The 21,028-nt window shown below is 59.9% G+C and carries 9 protein-coding genes; 4 read left to right on the top strand and 5 right to left on the bottom strand.

Annotated features, from left to right (window positions below; translation table 11 throughout):
* Nucleotides 1–61 precede the first annotated feature (61 nt).
* From AC07SI_RS25555 to trhO, 4 genes are all read right to left on the bottom strand, one after another.
* Nucleotides 62–2,524, bottom strand: a complete 2,463-nt coding sequence (locus AC07SI_RS25555; protein WP_106803084.1) for an EAL domain-containing protein — start codon at nt 2,522–2,524, stop codon at nt 62–64.
* Nucleotides 2,525–2,595: 71 nt separating this feature from the next.
* Nucleotides 2,596–4,410: an ABC transporter ATP-binding protein gene (locus AC07SI_RS25560; protein WP_495006745.1), complete on the bottom strand. Its 1,815-nt coding sequence runs from the start codon at nt 4,408–4,410 to the stop codon at nt 2,596–2,598.
* Nucleotides 4,403–5,005, bottom strand: coding sequence for a DsbA family protein (locus tag AC07SI_RS25565; protein WP_177343946.1), 603 nt, complete (start codon nt 5,003–5,005; stop codon nt 4,403–4,405). Before AC07SI_RS25565 ends, AC07SI_RS25560 begins: the two co-directional genes overlap by 8 nt.
* Before the next feature lie 36 nt (nt 5,006–5,041).
* Complete coding sequence (gene trhO, locus AC07SI_RS25570; RefSeq protein WP_033900937.1) at nt 5,042–5,983, bottom strand: oxygen-dependent tRNA uridine(34) hydroxylase TrhO; 942 nt, start codon at nt 5,981–5,983, stop codon at nt 5,042–5,044.
* 285 nt (nt 5,984–6,268) lie between these two features.
* Between trhO and AC07SI_RS25575 the strand changes: the two genes are divergently transcribed.
* From AC07SI_RS25575 to AC07SI_RS25590, 4 genes are read left to right on the top strand one after another with little or no spacing between them, the layout of a single operon-like run.
* Nucleotides 6,269–6,730: a Tc toxin subunit A gene (locus tag AC07SI_RS25575; RefSeq protein WP_495006746.1), complete on the top strand. Its 462-nt coding sequence runs from the start codon at nt 6,269–6,271 to the stop codon at nt 6,728–6,730.
* Nucleotides 6,731–6,759: 29 nt separating this feature from the next.
* The gene (locus tag AC07SI_RS25580; protein WP_495006754.1) at nt 6,760–8,760 is read left to right on the top strand and encodes a Tc toxin subunit A; all 2,001 of its coding nucleotides are present in this window, start codon (nt 6,760–6,762) and stop codon (nt 8,758–8,760) included.
* A 35-nt stretch (nt 8,761–8,795) separates the two neighbouring features.
* A complete protein-coding gene (locus tag AC07SI_RS25585) occupies nt 8,796–13,673 on the top strand; it encodes a Tc toxin subunit A-related protein (protein ID WP_495006747.1) in 4,878 nt (1,625 codons plus the stop codon).
* On the top strand, nt 13,670–18,199 hold the full coding sequence (locus tag AC07SI_RS25590) for a SpvB/TcaC N-terminal domain-containing protein (RefSeq protein ID WP_495006748.1): 4,530 nt from the start codon (nt 13,670–13,672) through the stop codon (nt 18,197–18,199). Before AC07SI_RS25585 ends, AC07SI_RS25590 begins: the two co-directional genes overlap by 4 nt.
* A gap of 57 nt (nt 18,200–18,256) precedes the next feature.
* On the opposite strand, the gene AC07SI_RS25595 is transcribed toward AC07SI_RS25590, so the two are convergent.
* Nucleotides 18,257–20,965, bottom strand: coding sequence for an RHS repeat-associated core domain-containing protein (locus AC07SI_RS25595; RefSeq protein WP_495006749.1), 2,709 nt, complete (start codon nt 20,963–20,965; stop codon nt 18,257–18,259).
* Between the last annotated feature and the right edge of the window lie 63 nt (nt 20,966–21,028).

The following is a 21,028-nucleotide window of genomic DNA, read 5'->3' on the forward strand; positions in this document are numbered from 1 at the left end:
TTGAATGTGTCGATCACTGTCGGGCTCCTTTTTAAGTGTGATGTACAGACCAGCAAAGGTTTCAGCGGAATGTGCCGGGCGCCTTGAATAACAGGGGCTGCGGCCGCGAAGGTCGACACTGCAGACTATCAAAGGTAAACAACTGCGGTCGTTCGATCAGGTAACCCTGAGCGTAATCCACCCCGATCTCGAGCAACGCCTGTTCGATGTGCGGTGTTTCAACAAACTCTGCAATTGTGCGCTTACCCATGACGTGGCCAATGTGATTGATCACTTCAACCATCGCGCGGTTAATCGGGTCGTCCAGCATATCCTTTACGAAACTTCCATCGATCTTCAGGAAGTCTACAGGTAAATGTTTGAGATAAGCGAATGAGGACATTCCGGCGCAGAAGTCATCCAGCGAGAAATGACAGCCTAAGGCCTTGAGTTCATTAATAAAGCGGATCGCACTGCCCAAGTTTGCAATTGCACTGGTTTCAGTAATTTCAAAACAGATCATGCTGGGCGGAATACTGTAAGTATGAAATTTCTCACGCAAGAATCCGAGGAAGTCATCATCACCGATAGTAATGCCTGACAGATTGATCGCACACATGGCCATCGGACGCCCCGGCCGTTCATGCATGCAGGCGGCAATCAGCTTGAAGACATTCTCGACCACCCAGCGGTCCAGGGAGGTCATCAGACCGTAGCGCTCGGCCGCCGGGATAAAGCTGTCCGGCAGGATGATGCGTCCTCCCTCATCGTGCAGGCGCAGCAGGATTTCTATATGCCCGTTGCCGCCGTCAGTGTGCCCCAGCGGCATGATTTCCTGGGCGTACAGGCAGAAGCGGTTTTCTTCCAACGCCATGTGCAGCCGCTGCACCCAGGCCATTTCGCCAAAGCGCACCGACAGTTCCGAGTCATCGGCGTGGTACACCTGCACGCGGTTGCGGCCTTTTTCCTTGGCCATGTAGCACGCCATGTCAGCCGCCCGCAGTGACGTTTCAAGGGTGGTCGGCGTGTGCCCAATGTGCACCAGGCCGATGCTGACGGTGGTCATGAACGGCCGGCCCTTCCAGACGAAATGCAGGCTTTGCACGGTATGACGCAGGCTCTCGGCGATTTTTTCCGCCACCGGTGCCGGGCAGTTCTCCAGCAGGATGCCGAACTCATCGCCGCCCAGGCGGGCCAGGGTGTCGCCTTCGCGCAGGTCCGACTGCAACAGTGCGCAGATATGCCGCAACAGCTCGTCACCCGCCGCATGGCCGCAGGTGTCGTTGACCAGCTTGAACTGGTCCAGGTCGAGAAACATCAACGCATGCCGCCCGCTCTGCGCGCCCCCGGCCGGGTGCAGCACCTGCTCCAGGCGGAACTCGAACTCGCGGCGGTTGGCCAGGCCGGTCAGGGCGTCATGGGTTGCCTGCCACGACAGGTTGGCGATGTACTGGCGCTCCTGGGTCATGTCGTGCAGCACCAGCACCGCGCCCGTGACCTTACTCGCGCTGCGGATCGGCGCGCCCACCAGGTTGACCGAAACAGTGCTGCCGTCGAGGCGCTGGATTGTTTTCGAATGCTCGCTGCCGCTGCTGAGCTGGCCCTTGACGATGTGCTCGATCAAGGTGAAACCGTCGGGCTGGGCATTGTCATCCAGCAGGTTGAACAACGCCGCCAGCGGCAGGCCCTGGGCCTGCGCCGTGTTCCAATGGGTCAGCGCCTCGGCCGCCGGGTTCAGGTAGGTGATGCTGCCTTCGACGTCGGTGGTGATCACGCCATCGCCAATCGACTCCAGGGTGATCTGCGCCCGCTCCTTCTCTTCCTGCAGCGCATCGGCAAAGGCATGGCGCTGGGCCAGGAGCTTGTGGGTACGCAACAGCGCCAGCACGATCAAGCCCAGGGCCGTGGTCAGGTTGGTGATCAGCAGCAGCCGCAGGATCATCCGCGAGCCTTCGCCCAACGCGTCGCTGAACGCCTTGGCGGCGGGTGTCACGCCTTCGTTGATGGCAATGATGTGCGCCTTCCATTGGCGCACATCATTGGCGTTGACCTGGTCACGGCGGATCGCCTGGTGCATCTCCCGGGCCAGGTCATCGAGCTGCATCAGGTAGCCATCGCCCACCGTCCACAGCTCGATGGCTTTTTCCAGGTAGCTGAAATGCCGGAAATTGAGGTACAGCCAGATCAGGCTGGAGACGTCATCGGGATGGTTGCCGCCCTTGAGGATGCCCAGGCGGGCGGCAGCAAGATCGGGCGTGGGCCGATCCAGGGCGATGCGCAGCTCATGCCCGCCCTGGGGCACGGCAATCGCCTGCTGGTACTTGAGATAGGTGGATTCGTCACGGTTGTCGGCGTAGAGCGTCAGGTAGTAGATCGCGTCCTTCTGGCCCTTCGACCACAGGCTTTCACCGGCCACGTAGCCGCGTACCGCCGAAAGCACGTAGAGACTGACGCAGCCCAACAATGCCTGAAACAGCACGACGGCGATGAAGGGCCACACAATGCCCAACAGCCGAGGCGTTCCGAGAGTCCGCTTTTGCTTCATGAAGTCCCTTACACATGCACTGCCCAATACGCACGCGAAAATCCGCTTCCGATAGCTAAGCCTAGGCTAAATCAACGCACTTGCTGCAAGTGTCCATATAGCTTGGCGTACAGGCCGCCATCGGCAATCAACTGCTGATGATCGCCGTCCTCAGCAATATGACCGCCGTCGAACACTAATACTCGATCCGCTTGCTTAACCGCCGACAAACGGTGAGCAATGATCAGTGTAGTACGGCCGCTGAGAAACCGCGCCAGCGCCTGGTGCAGGTTGTATTCGGTGGCGGCATCGAGGGCGGAGGTCGCCTCGTCGAGGATCACCACTTTCGGCTCGGCGAGGACCATGCGCGCGATCGCCAGGCGCTGGCGCTGTCCGCCGGAAAAGCGCACGCCAGAGCGCCCCACCACACTGTCCAGACCCTGCGGCAGGGCTTTGACGGTGGCGTCCAACTGGGCAATTTCCAGCGCCTGCCAGCAGGCCTGGTCAGTGCGTTCGCGCCCCATGGTCAGGTTGGCGCGAACGGTGTCGTTGAACAGCGCCGGGTGTTGCAGCACCACCGCGACGTTCTCGCGAATGGTCTCCAGGCCGATGGCCTGCTGGGTCGCTCCGCCGAAACGGATACTGCCGTCCTGCGGCGTGTACAGCCCGAGCAGCAACTGCACCAGGGTACTTTTGCCGCCGCCGCTGGCGCCGACAATCGCGACCTTTTCACCGGGAGCGATGGCAAGGTTCAACTGGTTGAGCACCAGATCATCGCCATAGCCGAAGTCCAGGCCGCGGACTTCGATGCCGACGGTTTCGCGGCCGCTGAACGGGTCTTCGCCGCCCGCATATTGCGGCTCGTCGGCACGCGCCAGCAGCTCGTTGATCCGCGTCAGCGCGCCACCCGCAGCGTAGTAGGCGTATTGCAGGTTGAGCAGTTGCTCCACCGGGCCGATCATGAACCACAAGTAGCTGAATACCGCGAGCATCTGGCCGATGGAGAGGTCGGAAAACAGCACCGTCAGCATCGCCGCCGCCCGGAAGATGTCGATACCGAACTGGAACAGCAGGCCACTGGCGCGGCTGGACGCGTCGCTTTTCCATTGCGAATTGATCGCGTAGTCACGCACTTCCTGGGCGCGCTGGCCAAGGCGTCCGAGGAAGAAGCCCTGGCGATTGCCGGCGCGTACTTCCTGGATCGCGTCCAGGGTTTCGGTCAGCGCCTGGGTGAAGCGCGAGGTGCTGTCGTTTTCGAGCTTCTTCAGGTGTTTGACGCGCTTGCCCAATTGCACCGTGGCGTAGATCACCAGCGGGTTGAACAGCAGGATCAGCAAGGCCAGTTGCCAATGCATCCACACCAGGATGGCCGAGGTGCCGACCAGCGTGAGCATGGCCACCAGGAAGCGGCTGAGGGTTTCGCCGACGAATTTGTCCAGGGTGTCCAGGTCGGTGACCAGGTGCGTGGTCACCGTGCCGCTGCCCAGGCTTTCGTACTCGCCCAGGGAGATGCGCTTGAGGCGTTCGATCAGGCGCACGCGGATGCGGTACACGATGTCCTTGGCCAGCCGCGCAAACAAGCGCGCCTGCACCACGTTGAACACCAGGGCGCCGCACCGCAGCGTCAGCGTCACCAGCAGCATCAGGCCGATATAACCGGCTGCTTTCTGCCAGCCCAGGGGCAGCGCATGGTTCATCACCTTGAGCGCGGCATCGCCGTGGCCCAGCAACACTTCGTCCACCAGCAACGGCAACAGCAAGGGAATGGGCACGCTGCACAGGGTCGCCAGCACGGCAACGCCATTGGCGATCCACAGGGATTTACGGTGCCGCAAGGCCAAGCGGCGAATTTCCGCCCAGGTCAGTCGGTCGACGCGTTTGGGTTGCTCATCGGGCCGGTCATACACAGGCAGCTCGCTCCAGCCAACGGGCGAGCAAGGGCGACAGTTCCGACAGCGGCTGGTAGCCGTTGGTCAGCAACGCGAGCTGGCCATTGCGTTCGGCCAGCAGCGTCGGGAAACCGGCGATGCCCAAATCCTGGACCCAGGTGAAGTCGGCGGCGGTCGCGGCGTGCTGCTCGGCACGGTCGAACGCACCGGCAAACTCGATGCGCGGGATGCCGGCCTGCTCGGCCAGCTCCACCAGCACGCTGGCGAGGGTCACATCGCGACCCTCGACATAAAACGCGCGCTGGATCAGCCCCAGCAGTGTCCACGCGCAATCCGGCGCCAGGCTGCGCGCGGTGACGATGGCGCGACAGGCCGGCTCGGTGTCATAGACAAACCCGTCGGGCAACGCACCTTCGCGCTTGAACGGCTGGCCGGTGGCGTCGGTGACGGCCTGCCAGTGCTCCAGGATGTAGCGCCGGGTGGTCGGTTCCAGCGCCGCGCCGCTGCCGGTGCGCAAGCCACCCACCACCAGGTGCAGTTCCACCCCGGCCGCCTGGGCCTGCTCTACCAACGCCTGCGCCACCGGCGCAAAGCCCCAGCACCAGGAACACATCGGGTCCATTACATAGAGCAGGCGCGCGGACATGGGTCAGGCCTCGGAAGGGGTTTGCTTATAGTTGAAGCCAATCGGATGCGGCATGTTGCGGGCCTTGGCCAGCTCGATCTGCTTTTGCCGGTCGATCGCGCTGCGACGGGTCTTCTCCGGCAGCTTATCCCAGCAATGTGGACAACTGATGCCCGCCACATAGTGCTCGGACGCGCGGTCTTCTACGCTCACCGGTGTGCGGCAGGCATGACATTGATCGTAGTCGCCTTCGCTCAAGTCGTGGCGCACGGTCACGCGATTGTCGAACACAAAGCAGTCGCCCTGCCATTTGGTTTCTGCCTGGGGCACCTCTTCGAGGTACTTCAGGATGCCGCCCTTGAGATGGTAGACCTCATCGAACCCTTCGCTGAGCATATAGCTCGAGGCCTTCTCGCAACGAATGCCGCCGGTGCAGAACATCGCGACTTTCTTGTGCTTGGCAGGGTCAAAGTTGGCTTTGATATAGTCGGGAAATTCGCGAAAACTGGTGGTTTTCGGGTCGATTGCGCCTTCAAAGGTGCCAATCGATACTTCGTAGTCGTTACGCGTGTCGATCAACAGCACTTCCGGATCGCTGATCAGCGCGTTCCAGTCTTGTGGATCAACGTAGGTACCGACTTTTTTGTTCGGGTCGACGCCTTCGACACCCAGGGTCACGATCTCTTTCTTGAGCTTGACCTTGGTGCGGTAGAACGGCTGGTCGTCGCAGTACGATTCCTTGTGGTCGATGTCGACCATGCGTGGATCGTTCTTCAGCCACGCCATCAGGCCGTCAATGCCTTCGCGGCTGCCGGAAACGGTGCCGTTGATGCCTTCTTCGGCGATCAGCAAGGTGCCTTTGATGCCATTGTCGACCATTGCTTGCAGCAATGGCTCGCGCAGGGCGACGTAATCTTCCAGGGTGACGAACTTATACAGTGCCGCCACGACAATCGGTTGAGTCATGGGTGTTCTCTCCAGGTGGCTACCCTCGTAAGGGGTGAACCGGATGTCGGCAGCTGCGGGCTTTTAACCGCAAGCTGCCAGTAAACGCAAAAAAAACGCGCCGACTGGGCGGCGCGTTGCGGATTCTAGCAAAACCCCGATGCGACTGCATCGACACTCAATCACCGATATTTCCTTGACGCCCTCACGGCATTGGCTGACCTCGGCCCAGACCACCTGCGTGATAGCGTCTTGCGTCGCCCATGGGACCCGCCTTTGGACAGTTTTATTGGAAGATCGATTGATATGGACACCTCAACTCCAAGCAGTCCGCTACTGGCGCAACTGGTGGAACACCCCGTCACTCCTGGCGCAGGGAGGGTCGATTTGAGTACCGCCTTGAATAGACTCAACCTCGCCAGCGTCTTCGACATTGTCGACCAGCCCAAGGCCGAATTCATCCGTCAATTGGCTCAATACAGTGATGACGATGGCGCCCAGGCCTATGAAAATGCGCTGTCCTACGCCACCCAGTTGCAATGGCTGCACGACCAACAATCATTGAGCCCGCGCCCTGCCCCCTCCCACAGCAAGCGCGACCTGGGTTCAAAGGCGCCCAACCCGCTCAACGAGGACTGGGGGAATGTCTGCCACCCGGAGGCCATCGCCGCTATCGACTCACCGGTTGCCTACCTGCGCACGCTGTTTCTTTTTGCAACTCAACTGGAAAAAAAAACCGCGGCAACCAGTAAAAAAAAATCCTGTTGAGCCAACGGCGTCCGGACCTGGGACGCTTATTGATCGACCACGACACAACCTATTCTCAACGCCCCCTGCTGACACTCATTGATGAGATGTTGCACGTGCAGATCCAGCTCCACCATCCGGATAAGGACCTGCATCAACAACTCAGCAGGGCGCGCTACCCCATGGCGTTGCCTTACCACCATCATCATCGCCAGTGCCAGCTGGCACTCTCGGGAACCCGGTACTCCCTGGGTGAGTTGAATTATCGAATCAGCAAACGCTTGCCGTTTGACGACGCCAGCAGCGCACGCTATGCCACGGTCACAAAGCCCAATGCCAATACCCAGCGGCTACTATGTGAACTGAGTCCGGAGCAGCAAAAGCTCTTGGCGCAATCGCTCGTCCCGGAAGACACTTTGCATGAAATCTACTACGGCCGGCCTCGGAAACCGTCGACCCAGATGGCAACCCCACTGGAAAACCTCGACGTCTTCTTGAAAAGTACGGCGTTGAACAGCCTCCAATTGCAGGCACTGTTGGCGCAAAACAGTTTCGCTCCCCACGCCTCTCTCTCGACCAAGGGCCAGACACTGCCGACCTTTGGTGCGCGCTACGTCAACGGTACTGGTGACCCGCCCATGACTGTGGAGGGCATCTCCACCAGCAGGCAAACCGCGCAACTGCTGAATACCTCGCACGACCGGTTTGATCGCATGCAACGGATGATCCGCCTGCAGCAGTGGGTCAATCTGCCTTTCGCCGAGCTGGACACTTTGATCGTCAGCGCCATGGAGTGTGAGGGCACAGCCAACTCGAGCCTGCGCATCAGCCCCAATACCCTGCGCGCACAAGGCGTCTACCGCTACCTGAGTCGGCACTACGCCCTTAAGCCGTTGGAGTTTTCCGCGTGGCTGCATCGCTTGCCCGTTCAGGCCAGCGCCAATGAGCAGCCGCTGTTCGATCAAGTGTTCAACCGCACAGCGGTGTCCTCGCAACCACTGCCGCTGGACGACCAGGCCTTCGATTCACACACCCGTCAGCAACTCTGCGCCGCGCTGACGTTGAGGGACACGCCGGATTCACTGCAATTGCTCATCGAGGCCACGCCGGCCCCTGTCGCCCGAAACCTTGCCACGTACTCCGCGATCTATCGGCAAGCGCGGATCGCTCAAGTCTTCGGCCTTTCTGTCCTGCACTGCAAACAACTGGCCGACGTGCTCGGCCCGTCGACCTGGGCGTCGCTGGTCACCCCCACATTACGCATCAAGAAAGCCGCTCCGATGGATTTTCTCGATGTGCTGATGCAAATGGACTGGGCCGTCACGTGGCTCAAGGCCTGCGGTACCAGCGTGACGCAGCTGCGCCAGCAATTGCTGCTGGAACCCATTACTGACAGCCCGGCACTGCAACGCGGGGTCGACCTGCTGAGACAGGGGCCGCACTCATGCATCCAACAGTTCCTGGAAAGCCCGGAGCCGGCCGTCTACAGCAATGAGCTGAAACTCTACTACGGCCAACATTTTGTGCCCTTGCCTGAGCCTGAGCCGGCACCGATACACCTGATCCTGCTGGTTCCAGACATCACCACATTGTTGTCCTTACCAGTTAACGGCACGTCGCTACGTCAATTGCTGCTCAACCCTCATTGGCTGGACAGCGAGATGACGAAAGGGGCGCTGGTCGGGCTGAACCTGGGCACGCTTTATCTATTACAGCGTTTCAGAGACTGCTGCGATACGTATGGCCTGGCACAGGACAGCCTCCTGGCGTTTTTCCAGGGTGCCAACAACAACGGGCGGCAAAACCCCAACGCCCAGCTGAGTCAATGGTTGGGCTGGGACGAACGCGAGCTGCGCGTGCTTACGGCGACCTTGCCCTCAGGCATGGTCAGGTCCATGGACCAACTGGATTGGATCATGCGCTGCCGGCAAGCCTGCACCCTCACCCGACTCTCCAGCCAGACCCTGCTCGACACCAGCGAACTGGATATCCAAAGCGACTTCAGCAGTTGGCAGTCCGTGGGTGAAGCCGTCGTCGCCGCACGTCAATAACGCTGCATCTCAATCAGCAGACTCAAGGAATGACTATGTCTGAGAACCTCGACCAACGGCTTAATGAAGCCAGGCGTGATGCCATGCTGAGCTACTATCTGGCTCACTGCATCAGCGCCGACCTTAAAGACGCGTTGCAGACACCCAACGACCTGTACGACTACTGGCTACTGGACGTACAAGTCAGCGAGGCAGTGCCGACCAGCCCGGTCGCCAGTGCGATCACCAGCCTGCAACACTACATAAACCGCATCCACTCAGGCCTCGAACCGGGTTATGAGACCCCGGGCATGTCGCCACACGAGACCCTGGCCTGGCAGAACTCCCTGCACACTTACCCCCTCTGGAGCGCCAGCCAGCAACTGCGCTATCACCCGCAAAATTTCCTCGACCCCACGCTGCGCGAGGACAAGAGCGACAGCTTTGCGCAACTGGAAAACGAACTCCAACAGCATCGACTCCAACCCGACACCGCACTGAAGGCCGTGCAAGGCTTCCTGTCACGGTTCGAAGAGGTCGCCAGCATTCAAACGCTCAATGGCTACATTGATGGCAATGTCGGACAGTTGGAGACCAGCACTTATTATTTCGTCGGCAAGTCCGCCACCGACAGCATCTATTATTGGCGTTCGCTGGACCTGTCCAAACGCTCGACCGCCAACCCCGACGCGCCTGCACCTCTGGCCTGGACAGACTGGAAACCCATCAACCTGACGTTTGGCGCCGATACACCGGCCCACAGTATCCGTCCCGTCCTGTTCAATCAGCGGCTATTTATGGTTTGGGCCGAGATCATCAAGCCTGCCCCGCACCACTCCTTCAAGGCACAGGGCAATGGCAATGGCAATGGCGACAACGAAGAGGACGGGGATGAAAAACAACGCCAGGCTGAATGGCTGAACAGCCAGTTCGTGAAGTTTCGCCTGTGCTTTTCCTATAAAAAACTGGATGGCACCTGGAGCTTTGCGCACACGGGACTGGAAGAGCACTGCGTCACGCGGGGTATCAACGCACTCACGCCAGCGCAACTTATCGGCATCACGCAGACCATTGCCGTAGTCGATAGCCGCTCTCATCACACCCTGTTCCTGGGTATACGCGCCAACACGCTGAATCATGGCAGCGATCAAATGGGCGAATTCTTCCAAGCCATCAGTATCGATCAGTCATTGAGCATAAAAATCGTCGCCAGCGCAGGCAGCCCCGGCCGCTACAAAATCGTGCCAGGTTCAGCCGTAGCCCAGGAAGCCCTCCGATTGCTGGAAGCCTATGAATCCACACAAAACACGCCACTACAGAAAGCGTTGTTGGGCGGCGTCGACAAGGACAACCTGTTTTCCAGCGCGTTACTTCCGCCGTTCGCTCACCAATACTTCCGTCTGTTTTTCGATATAAACAAAGACAACTTACAGTTCAAGACACGCCTGGCGCAGGAACAAGACGAAAGAACGGTAGTCCTGGACGCTCAAACACCCCAGATCGAAGATCAGCGAACGTGGGACTTTGAATCCAAAAGCACAGCCATAGTCGCCGCCGATACAGCCACCACCGCCTTTGATCCCGCCACCAACGAATTCGTCTTCACCTCAAGAATCGTCAAGCCCTTTCTGCAGACGTACAGCATCACCCTTGCATCCCGGTACTCCGAGATGAGCATTACCCTGAGCACCCAGTCGGCGTTGCATGACTCGACCTTGTCCGAAGTTGAACTCATCAGCGGTTCGGTCATCAGGATCGACTGCGCGATACATCCCAGTGCAGACGCCACGTATCACTCGATGTTCTTTAAAAACCCCAAGACCGGAAAAAGCTATTCCAATGCCATTTATGACAAAGACTCCATATTGTTCAGGCTTGAGAAAGAGATGAAATCAAGGCCGGACCCGAGACCCGGGCATACCGACCAATACCTTCCCATCTTCGAATACTCCCTGGCAGGGAAGTTTCTCAACAAAAATGCATTCCTCCACTTGTATACCCATCATCAGGATCCCTTCCTGGTGATACTCGACCGTTACAGCGGCTACCACCTGCCAGGTGATGAAGTCGCCAACCCGAAACTGCACTTCGTGAATGACGTGAGGCTGGAGCTGGGTAACACTTCCACGCCGACGTTGCGCTTCTACAAGCACGTCATCATGCAATCCAAACTAAAGGACGTGCCCACTCCGCAAGCCATTAATAACAACACTGCCCAAATCCTCAACGACTCGGACCTCGATCACGAGAGTCTGGTAGGCGCCTCCCCCGAACTCGCAGCCGGGCACCTGGCAAGTACGCGGGTAAAGTTACCCAATGAGCAACCCGCATCAGCCATCACGCTGATCCATGGGGTCATCACGCTTGAGAGCAGAGAGAACCAGGTGACTGTCCTCGGCTATGCACTCAAGGCCATCAAATGCGCCCTTGCCACCTCCGTTGCCGTCGACAAGCCCGCGCATTCCCCACGAATTACGCGCCAACAGCAAAACACCGGAGCGACCCACGAGTGGATTGATTTTTCCACAAGCTTCGCCCCGAGTGTCCCGGCCATCCGACTCAACACCACGGTGGCGAGTCAACTGACCCAACATTCCACGGTCAGCTTCGACCCAGTATTTTTACGCTCCCCCGATGACTGGAGGGAACCGGCACTGACTGCGGACGCCACCCCCGAGCCCCCGGATTTCCAGGGCGCGCACGGTAAAAATTTGCGCGAACTGTTTATCTACTTACCCTGGACCATCGCCCATTACTTCAACCAGCAGCAGCAATACGCTCACGCCCAGACCTGGTTGCACGCCCTGTTCGACCCACTCCACCCAGACACCGGGGCCCTCAGTGCCCTGCCAGGCAACCCGGTAGAACTGAGCTTCGCCTGCCAACACCCCGAGAGCCCGCATTACCTGGCTCTCAGCTTTCCGACATACCTGCGTAAGGCGCTGTACCACCTCAATGTGGATATCCTGATCAACCGGGGCGACGCGGCTTATCGCCAAGTGAGCCCCGACAGCCTGGCCGAAGCCAAACTCTGGTACATCCAGGCGCAGAACCTGCTCGGCATGCGCCCGACGGTCACACGTGCCGATACCTGGACCTCCCGCACCTTGGACGCACTGGCGACGGTGTCCTCCCAGGCCATCCGCCAGTTGGAACATCAACCCGAATACACCACCGTACTGTCCCGGCACTGCAAGACCACAGGGCAACACACTTGGCTCATGGACAGCCCCTATTTGTTCCGCCCGCTGAACACGCAACTGGTCGCACGCTGGGACATATTGGAAAGTCGCCTGCACGGGCTTCGCCATCATCTGGATATTTCCGGCAAGCCATTGCGCCAGACACTCTTTGCGCCCCCCTTGTCCCCTGCCGCGCTGCTGACGCGAAATGCACAGGGCGCTGCGGGTGACGCCAGTACATTGCCACTGGTCCGCCCTGAAGTGGGTCACTACCGGTTCCAGGTCATGCTGGGGCACGCCTTGAGCGCGGTCGACAGCCTGGCGCAGTTCGGCACCACCCTGCTCACCTTGATCGAGCGCAAGGAACAGGCGCACTACCTTGAGGTGCAACAGCAAAACGCCTGGCAGTTGGCCGAATTGGTGCTGACCCAACAGACCCAGGCCGTTGCCATCGATGAAAAAAACAAAGATGCCCTGCGTCGCAGCCGAGCAATCGTCGAGGGGCGACTGGACTTCCTGACACGCCAGCTCAGCGAAGGCATCAGCACCGGTGAAATTTCGGCCGGCCAACACTATCTCGAGAGCGCCGCCTGGGAGAGAAAAGTCGCGATTGCCGGTATAGGCGCCGGCGCCGCCATGCTGTTGCCGAATATCTTCGGCACGTCGTCCGGCGGGATGCGTTGGGAGGGGGCGTTTCATGCCTATCAGGCCTTCGCCCAGGGCGAAGCCAACATCGCCCGCGCCAACGGTAACGAATTGGAGCGCACTGAACAGTTAAATCGTCGCGCTCAAGAATGGGCCCACGCCGAACAACAGGCTCGCCTGGAACTGGCCCAGATCGACACCCTGCTGCTGGTGCATGCCGAGCAGGAAAAAGCCACTCGCCTGCAACTACGCAGTGCCCACACCGCATTGGCCCAGGCCAAGTCAGCCTACCAATTACTCGGCATGCGCTTTACCGGGACACAGCTCTATCAATGGCTCACGGCCCAACTGAGCACGTTCTATTACGCGCTGTATGACAACGTCCACTCCCTGTGCCTGGCCGCTGAAGCCTGCTGGCAGTACGAAACCACCGACAGCCGGCAGTTCTTCCAAGGTGGGGCCTGGCATCACACCTGCCGAGGACTGCTGAGCGCGGAAAGCTTGAAACTGAACCTGGTGAAGATGAACACCGCGTACCTGCAACACACACCTCGCGAGCTGGAAATCAGCAAAACCATGTCACTGCGCCATCGCCTGATCGAGTGTCAGGTCGCGACCGGCCAACAGACCTTCAAAATCACCGCGCCTGCCAAAACCTGGACTGAACATAAAGCGCAATTGGTCAGCAGCGGCACCATCAGCTTCGCCCTGACTCAAGCGCTCCTGGATGAGGACTACCCTGGGCAGACCCTGCGCAGGATCAAGCATGTCAGCGTCACACTACCCGCCTTGCTGGGACCTTATGAAGACATCAAGGCAACACTGACCCAGACCCGAAACGAACTCCAGATGCCCGATGGCACCCTCAGGACCGACTTCAGGGCACACCAGCAAATCGCCTTGTCACGCGGCCTGGACGACAACGGGCTGTTTACGCTCAACTTCGACAACGACCCACGCTACCTGCCGTTTGAATACACGGGGGCGGTTTCGTGCTGGCGCTTGAACTTTCCCAATCCGCTGCAACAAAAAAACCTGCTTGAATCCATCACCGACATCATCATTCATGTGCGCTACACGGCCAGGCCTGGCAGGAGTGAAACATGAGCACTCAGGCGAATGAATCGCCCCTCAAGGTGCCATCGCTGCCTAAAGCCAGCTCCGCCATCGAGGGCGTCGCCAAAGGCTGGGGCAACGTGGGCGCTGATGGCACGGCGACTTTTGAGGTTGGGTTGCCGATTTCCACTGGCCGTGGTTATGCACCTACGTTGTCACTGATCTATCGCAGCACGGCGGGTAACAGTGCGTTCGGTTTCGGCTGGGACGTCAATCCGGGTGCCGTCACACGGCGTACCCAGCAGGGCGTCCCCGATTACACCGCAGCCGATACATTCCAGGGTCCGGATGCACAGCAATGGATGCCCGAACGCACCGCCGCGGGCACGCTTGTAGAGACACAACGCGATAGTTTTGACCACGTGCCGCTAGGCCGCCACTACGTCGTCACGCGCTACTTTCCGAGGGTCGAACAGCGCTTCGAGCGCGTCGAGCATTGGCGTTCAGAGGGCGATGCGGCCGGGTTCTGGCTGATCCAGGCGGCTGACGGCAGCCGGCACGTGTACGGCAAAACGCCTGCGGCGCGTATCGCTGATCCCGATAACCTGAGCCATGTGGCGCAATGGCTGCTTGAGGAAAGCCTGAACGCCCATGGCGAGCATATCGGTTACCAATACCTGGCCGAGACCGATACTCGCACGGAACCCCATGACAGCCGGGCCCAGCGTTATCTGCATAAAGTGTGTTACGGCAACGTCATGGCGAGGGAAAAAGAGACGCTGTATTTGCTCAAGAATGACGATTTGTCCCGTCAGGCGTGGCACTTTTACCTGCTGTTCGACTACGGTCAACGCACCACCGCCAACGACAAGTTGCCTTCCTACGACGCGCTCAACCCGTGGCTTCCACGCGAAGATCCGTTTTCCAGTTTCATCTACGGTTTTGAACTACGAACGCTGCGACTGTGTCGGCAAATCCTGATGTTTCACGCCTTCGCAGATGCCCCCGACATGGGCCCCTCCCCCGTCTTGGTCAAACGCCTGCGGTTCGAACACAAAACCTTTCCCAACGGGCTCAACACCTTGCTAGCGGTTCACGAGCAGGCGGTTGACGCCCAGGGAACGCTCACCAGCCTGCCGCCGCAAGAATATCTGTATCAATACTCAGGCCTGAAACTGGATGCCCGCCGCTACCAGCGTTTTGTGGACGTGCCCGGTCTCAATGACGGCCAGCGCTATCAACTGGTGGATCTATTCGGCGAGGGCTTACCGGGAATCTTGTACCGCGGTGATCAAGCCTGGTACTACCGGGCACCCCAGCGAGATGAGGCGTCTACAGGCGATGGGGTGACGTACGCTCCCGCTCAAGAACTGCCCGCAATTCCCGTGGCGGACGGTTCACGCCCGGTCTATCAGGCCTTGCTCGATATCGATGGTGACGGTCGGCTGGAATGGGTCCTGGCCCGACCGGGCATGAGCGGTTTCTTCAGCCTGGCCCCACAACGTAAAGACGCGGGGTTCGTACGGTTCGATGCGTTCCCGGTGGAGTTCCTACACACCCATGCGATATTTGCCGACCTGATGAGCAGCGGCTTGGCTGATATCGCACTGGTGGGCCCGCGTAGCGTGCGCCTGTATGCCAACCGGCATAGCGGTTTCCAGCAGGGCATCGAGCAGGCGCACACGATCGACGGCGACGACTTACCGTCCTTCCTCGGTTCTTCCGCCGACTGGGTTGGCTTCAGCGACATACTTGGCAGCGGCCAGCAGCACCTGGTGCGTATACGACACAACGAAATCAAATGCTGGCCCAACCTGGGCCATGGGCGATTCGGCAAAGGGAGAGTATTGGCCACCTTGCCTTTCAGGGAAACGACGTTCAATGCTTCCAACGTGTTGCTGGCGGATCTGGATGGCTGCGGTGCCAGCGACTTGCTGTACCTGACGCCCCATGAGGTACGCATTTTCACCAACAAGGGCGGCAATGGCTTTGCCAAAACCCCGTTGGTCCTACCCTGGCCATCAGGCGTTCAGCATGACGCCTTATGCCAGGTGAGCGTGGCGGACCTGCAAGGCAACGGTTACGCCAGCCTGATCATCAGCGTCACGCACCCACACCCTCGCCATTGGCGCTACGATTTTTTTGATAGCAGGCCTTGTCTACTCAGCATTACCAACAACAATCTGGGCGCCCAAGTAGAGGTGAGCTACCGCAGCAGTGCCCAGGAATGGCTGGACGAGAAAAGGCAGCACCAGGCCGAAGGCAGGCAGGCCGTCTGCCGATTGCCCTTCGCACTGACCCTGGTTAAACGCCAGAGGCAGCGCGATGAGATCAGTCATCACACACTGACCCAGCATTTCAGCTATCGCCAAGGGTTTTACGACCCCCATGAACGCGCCTTCCAGGGTTTTGGCTTGCTGCTTCAAACCGACATCGAGACCGGCACCCATGACGCGCCCGGAGCAGGGACGCACACCAAACGCTGGTTTCACACCGGCCAGGCGCTGGATATGCCCAAGGACGACTACAGCCAGCACGACCCTGACGCCATCACACTCGGCCGCACGTTGCTGGCGACACATGATGCCCCCCAACAGCCGCAACCGACCGACCATCACGACCGCTTGATCGCGTCGCCCACGCCACCGGAGACACAGGCGGCAACCTACGCGCTCAGGGGCTTGCCGCTGCGGGTGGAAGTGTTCGCCCTTGACCCGGCCAACAGCACACCCTATTCGGTGCAGCAGTACCGCTATCTGGTCCGTCGCTTGCCCCCGGCATCCGGCTCGCAACCCTGGCCGCGAATGCTGCCGCTGACGCTGGAGTCCGTGCATTATCAATACGAACAGGTGCCCGATGATCCGGTCTGCGAACACCAGGTCAACTTGCGCTGGGATGCCTACGCCAGCCTGGTCCACAGCGTCACGGTGCATGGCGCGCGGCGCAAGACGGTCAGTGATACACCCCCGGCACTGCTCGAGGATGAGCATCAGCGACAATGGTGGCGTGACACCCACGACCCGGCTCAGCAGGTGTTTTATCTGCGCGAAACCTTGGCGCAGTGGATTCATCAACCCAACGACGACCAATGGCGATTGGGATTGCCCTATCGTCAACGCAACAACGCCTGGACCCTGCCTGACGGGCAGCCACCTGCGGGGTTGAACGCGTCGGCTATCCGCTACGAGATATTGATCGACCGGCTTTCTGGTCCACTGGGGCCACAAGCACCGCGCGAGCTGAGCGGCTTGACGATCCAGCACTACCGCGAACCGGGTGGCAAAGGGCAAACCTTGCCCCCTGGAACAGCAAACTTCCAGGGGCTGGCGGATTATCAAGAAAGCGCTGAACTGGCCCCCAATGCGCTCCAGGCACTGGAGAAAATTCCCGACATGCCGGGCCTACCCGCCGAAGACCTGCCGAGCCGCCTGGGCCGAATCGGTTACCGGCCCATGGCGCTGTTTTTTCATGCCAATGACCAGGAACGCCAATCGTCCCCCCTCTGGTCAATTCGCCGTCAGTTTCCGCGCTACTTCAACGCCAAACACTTCTTTCGTCTACACACTTGGCGCCTGACTCAGGCCGAGGGCGAAACCACGCTGACCTATGACCCTTACGGGCTTCAGGTCATCCAGGTCAAACAACCCGACGGCTGCATCACCCGCGTCCAGCATGACTACCGCCTGCTCCAGCCGATCAGCATCACCGATCCAAACGGCACGACCGAGCAAGCGCTCTACGATGCGTTCGGTCGCTTGCTCGCGACCAGTATCCACGGGCAAGCATCGGCAACGTCCGTCGGCTTCGGGCCATTGTCGGCGTATCGACGGCCGGTAGACGCATCCATCGAATCCGCCATTCAAGCACCCGCAACGATCCTCGGCGAGGCAGCCCGTGCCTGGCTCTACGATCCATTCAGTTGGATGGGTTCGATCGCACCGACGGACAGGCAGGCGCACTGGGTCACCCAGCGCTATGTCTCACCAGACGGGCACATACGCGCCACCGCCCGGTTGCGCCTGAAAAAAAAGGCCAGCGCCTTGAGTGCGAGCGAGAAAGCCTTGTCCGACTTGATCCAGAAGGCCCAGCGCGAACCCGCCCGAAGCCTGATGTTGGCAGCTGATCGCTATACCCACGATCAGGAACAGCTCATCCACATGAGCCTGGTCTCCCATGACGGCTTCGGGCGCATCTTGCAAAGCAAACAACAAGCCGAGCCGGGGCCGGCCTGTGCGGTGGGCGCCAACGCGGACCTGACGGTCAAGGACGGCGCCCTCCAGACGGTTCAGGCTGATCCGCGCTGGTGTGTCAGCGAACACACCGAGTACAGCCCCACGGGGCGGATCATGCGGGTGTATCGCACCTATTACGCCGACCGCCACCGGTACATCGACGGTCAGTCCCTGCAGCAGTTCCTGCCTGGCGACAGGCAGTTCCATGACTCCCTCGGCCGCCCCACCCGCACCCTCACCGCCAGGAAAACACTACGGCAAATCACCTACTGGGCCTGGTACACCGTCAGCGAGGATGAAAATGATACGTCTGGAGCGCAGGTAGACCCCTCGGCTGAACACTGAAGCCTGGGGAAGCGTGGCCGTCTCACCTTTGAGAGACGGCCAAACTGCGTTGTTCACTCAACGTGCCGCCGTCCGTGAAGCCCTTGAACTGGCGGGTTTATAGCGACGCCACGCGGAGGAGTCGGACTCCCAAGGGGCGTCGACCCGTTGTTGATGCCGATAGAACGTCACGCGGCCTGCCAGTTGCTGTCGATGCCGATACAGCCAGCGCAGCTCAGAACCCGTGGCAGAAACCGCGGACTTATTGATCACAACGTCCATGTCCAGATCATCCAGAGCAAAGTGCGCCTGGCGCAGGCTCTGAGGATCCGTCAGCGTCTTCAACGCCGACTTGCTGGCGCGGTTGACCAGCTTGTGCTGGAACGCACTCAAGTTCACATCTATGTAGCCTTCAAGGGTGCGTTCGAAGGAATAGTCACTGGAAGAAAAATCACTGACGAATTTCTTTGCGAACTCCCGGTTGGCGGTGGTCGATGTGCAGCCCGAATACTTGGACACAATAGCGCCATAGAATTGCCGTGCGACCTGCCCGCCTTGCTCTGCGATCGTTTGCTCATACTCGGACTCGCCGATCCTGCCGAGCCCGCGCCGAATGTACGCGTCGACACTTGCGGCCAGCGCCGCAGTTGCCGCCCCCATCTCCTCGACGCCGAAATAGGCAGCCATGATGTCCCCGCGTGCCGTCAGCTTTGACCAGAAGCTGCGATAGATCCGCACGGTGTTGGCCAAGCCGAAAAGGATATCGCCTCGACTGGGTTGGAATTGCTCGCCAAAAGACACTTGCTCGCCATCAACATCCCTGAACAGCAAGGGGTTGCCCAGGGTCATCGCATACAGGTTCAGGCCGTCCACATCGCCCAACGGGTCCGGGCTGATCCAGCGTTGCAGCCACGGCGCGTAATACCGCGATCCGTAGTAATACAACCCTGTCGCATCGCGCTCCTTACCTGCGTAGCGGCGAACCTTATAGCGAGCTCGCTGCGTATCGTTGGTAGCCCACCACGCCGTCGCGCCATAAGGATAATAATGCTCCTGGCTCAGCAACTGGGCCTGCTCGTCCAGTTCCAGCAAGCTGCTATTGAGGTGATCGAGGAGGCTGAATTGCACGTGCTCGTCTTTCATATCGCTGGGGCGACCCTGCTCCCACTGCAACACCGTGACATGACCGCCGCCGATATTGATCTCCAGCACGTTCAAGCGCTTGCCTGCTTGTACATGCAGGCGCAAACCCGGCAAGTAGCATGTCAGTTGTGTATGGGGTTTCCCCGCGACCTGCTGGCTTCTGATTTTGGCTGCCCGTTGGCCCTGGCCGTCGTAGAGGTAACTTTCCACATCCGGATCACCCTGCTCACGCCACACCTGAGTCACATGGGTAAGCTGATTCCGCACGTCCCAGCCTAACTGTTGGCCGCTGCCGAGCACGTGTTGGTTGCCATTGGCATCAAACATCATTGCCCATTGCCGCGGTGCACCGTCAGTCACCGGCAACGCGCGATTGCTGCCCGCAGCGACACGCATGTCCCGGGTATGACCGGCTCCGCTACTCGGCACATGGCGAAGGCTCGTCAAGTTGCCATGTTCATCGTAACGGTAATGTTGGGTGTAATTGCGCCAGAGCCCGGTGTCAGTTGCACCGAACGTCACCCGTCCCGGCGCCGCCTGGCCACCGCTGTTGCCGGCATTTTCCCGACCGGTGGCCTGGGTCAGCTGGTACAGACTGTCGTACTGGTAACGGTTGACCGCATCAATACGCGCATTAGTGTGCCATTGCGTCGGCTGCGCCTGGTCGCTGAGGCTGAGGATGTTGCCTACCGGGTCGTACTCGTACACAAGGTCCTGTAAAGGCTTGGCGGCCTCGCCCTTGCGATGCACCGTCAGTTGCAACAGACGATTATCCTCAGCGGCGTATTTCGCCAGCTGGGTAACGCCATTGCCCATGCGTTCGGAGATCACCAGACCGCTGGGGTTGTACACGCGCTGGTGCGTCAAAACCCGGCGTGAGCCGCCACGGAGGGTCAGCGCAACCTCCTTCAGCCAGCCTTGCTGCCCATAGAGCCAGTGTCGGCGATTGCCCTGGGCGTCGACCTGCTCCAGCTGCGCCCCCGTGGCATCGTAGCGCCAGGTCGTAGTGTGGGCCTTGGGCTCCAGCTGTTCGGCTTGTTCGTCATGACTGGATGGCCAGTCAACTGCCGACGCATCCAAGCGAAACCGTCGAGTCTGCTGGGTGACGCTTCCATCGATCCCGTACTCATCCATCACCAAGACACCGGCCGGGTCCGCGTGGCGAATCAGCCGACCACAACGGTTGACGGCCGCCTCGGCGGGTTCGGCGGCCGCATAGGTCAGGCGCTCGACACAACGCGGCCGTGGCTCATTCGCTGCCTGTTCAAACACGGCCACTGGGCGTAACAGGCGGTCGTAGCGCCGCTCGTGATGAGCTAGACGCGAATCCCAGCGATGCAACAGCTGCCCTGCTTCACCATGTATCAGCAGGCGCCAGCCGGCATCGGCGCTCTCGGTGCGCACAGGCTCGCCCGACAGGCTGTAAATGGTCGATTGTGACGCCACACCCGCAGCGCCGCGCGCAAATTGCCGCGGGTCCCACTGGCTGAGCAAAAGACCATTGGCCCCAAAAACCTGGCGGGTGACCCGTGCCTGCGGAGCCTGCGTCACACTCTCACGATGATAGTGAACAGCACGCACAGCCAGCCCGCGGGGATCCATGGCCTTCAAGGTCGGTGTATTTCGATGCAAAGAAGTGGACATAAACTCATGACCTGATCAGCTAAGGTCAAAAAAGTCTAGGGAACCCCTTTAGGGCGTGGGGGG

This window comes from Pseudomonas sp. GW821-FHT05D12, assembly GCF_059419825.1.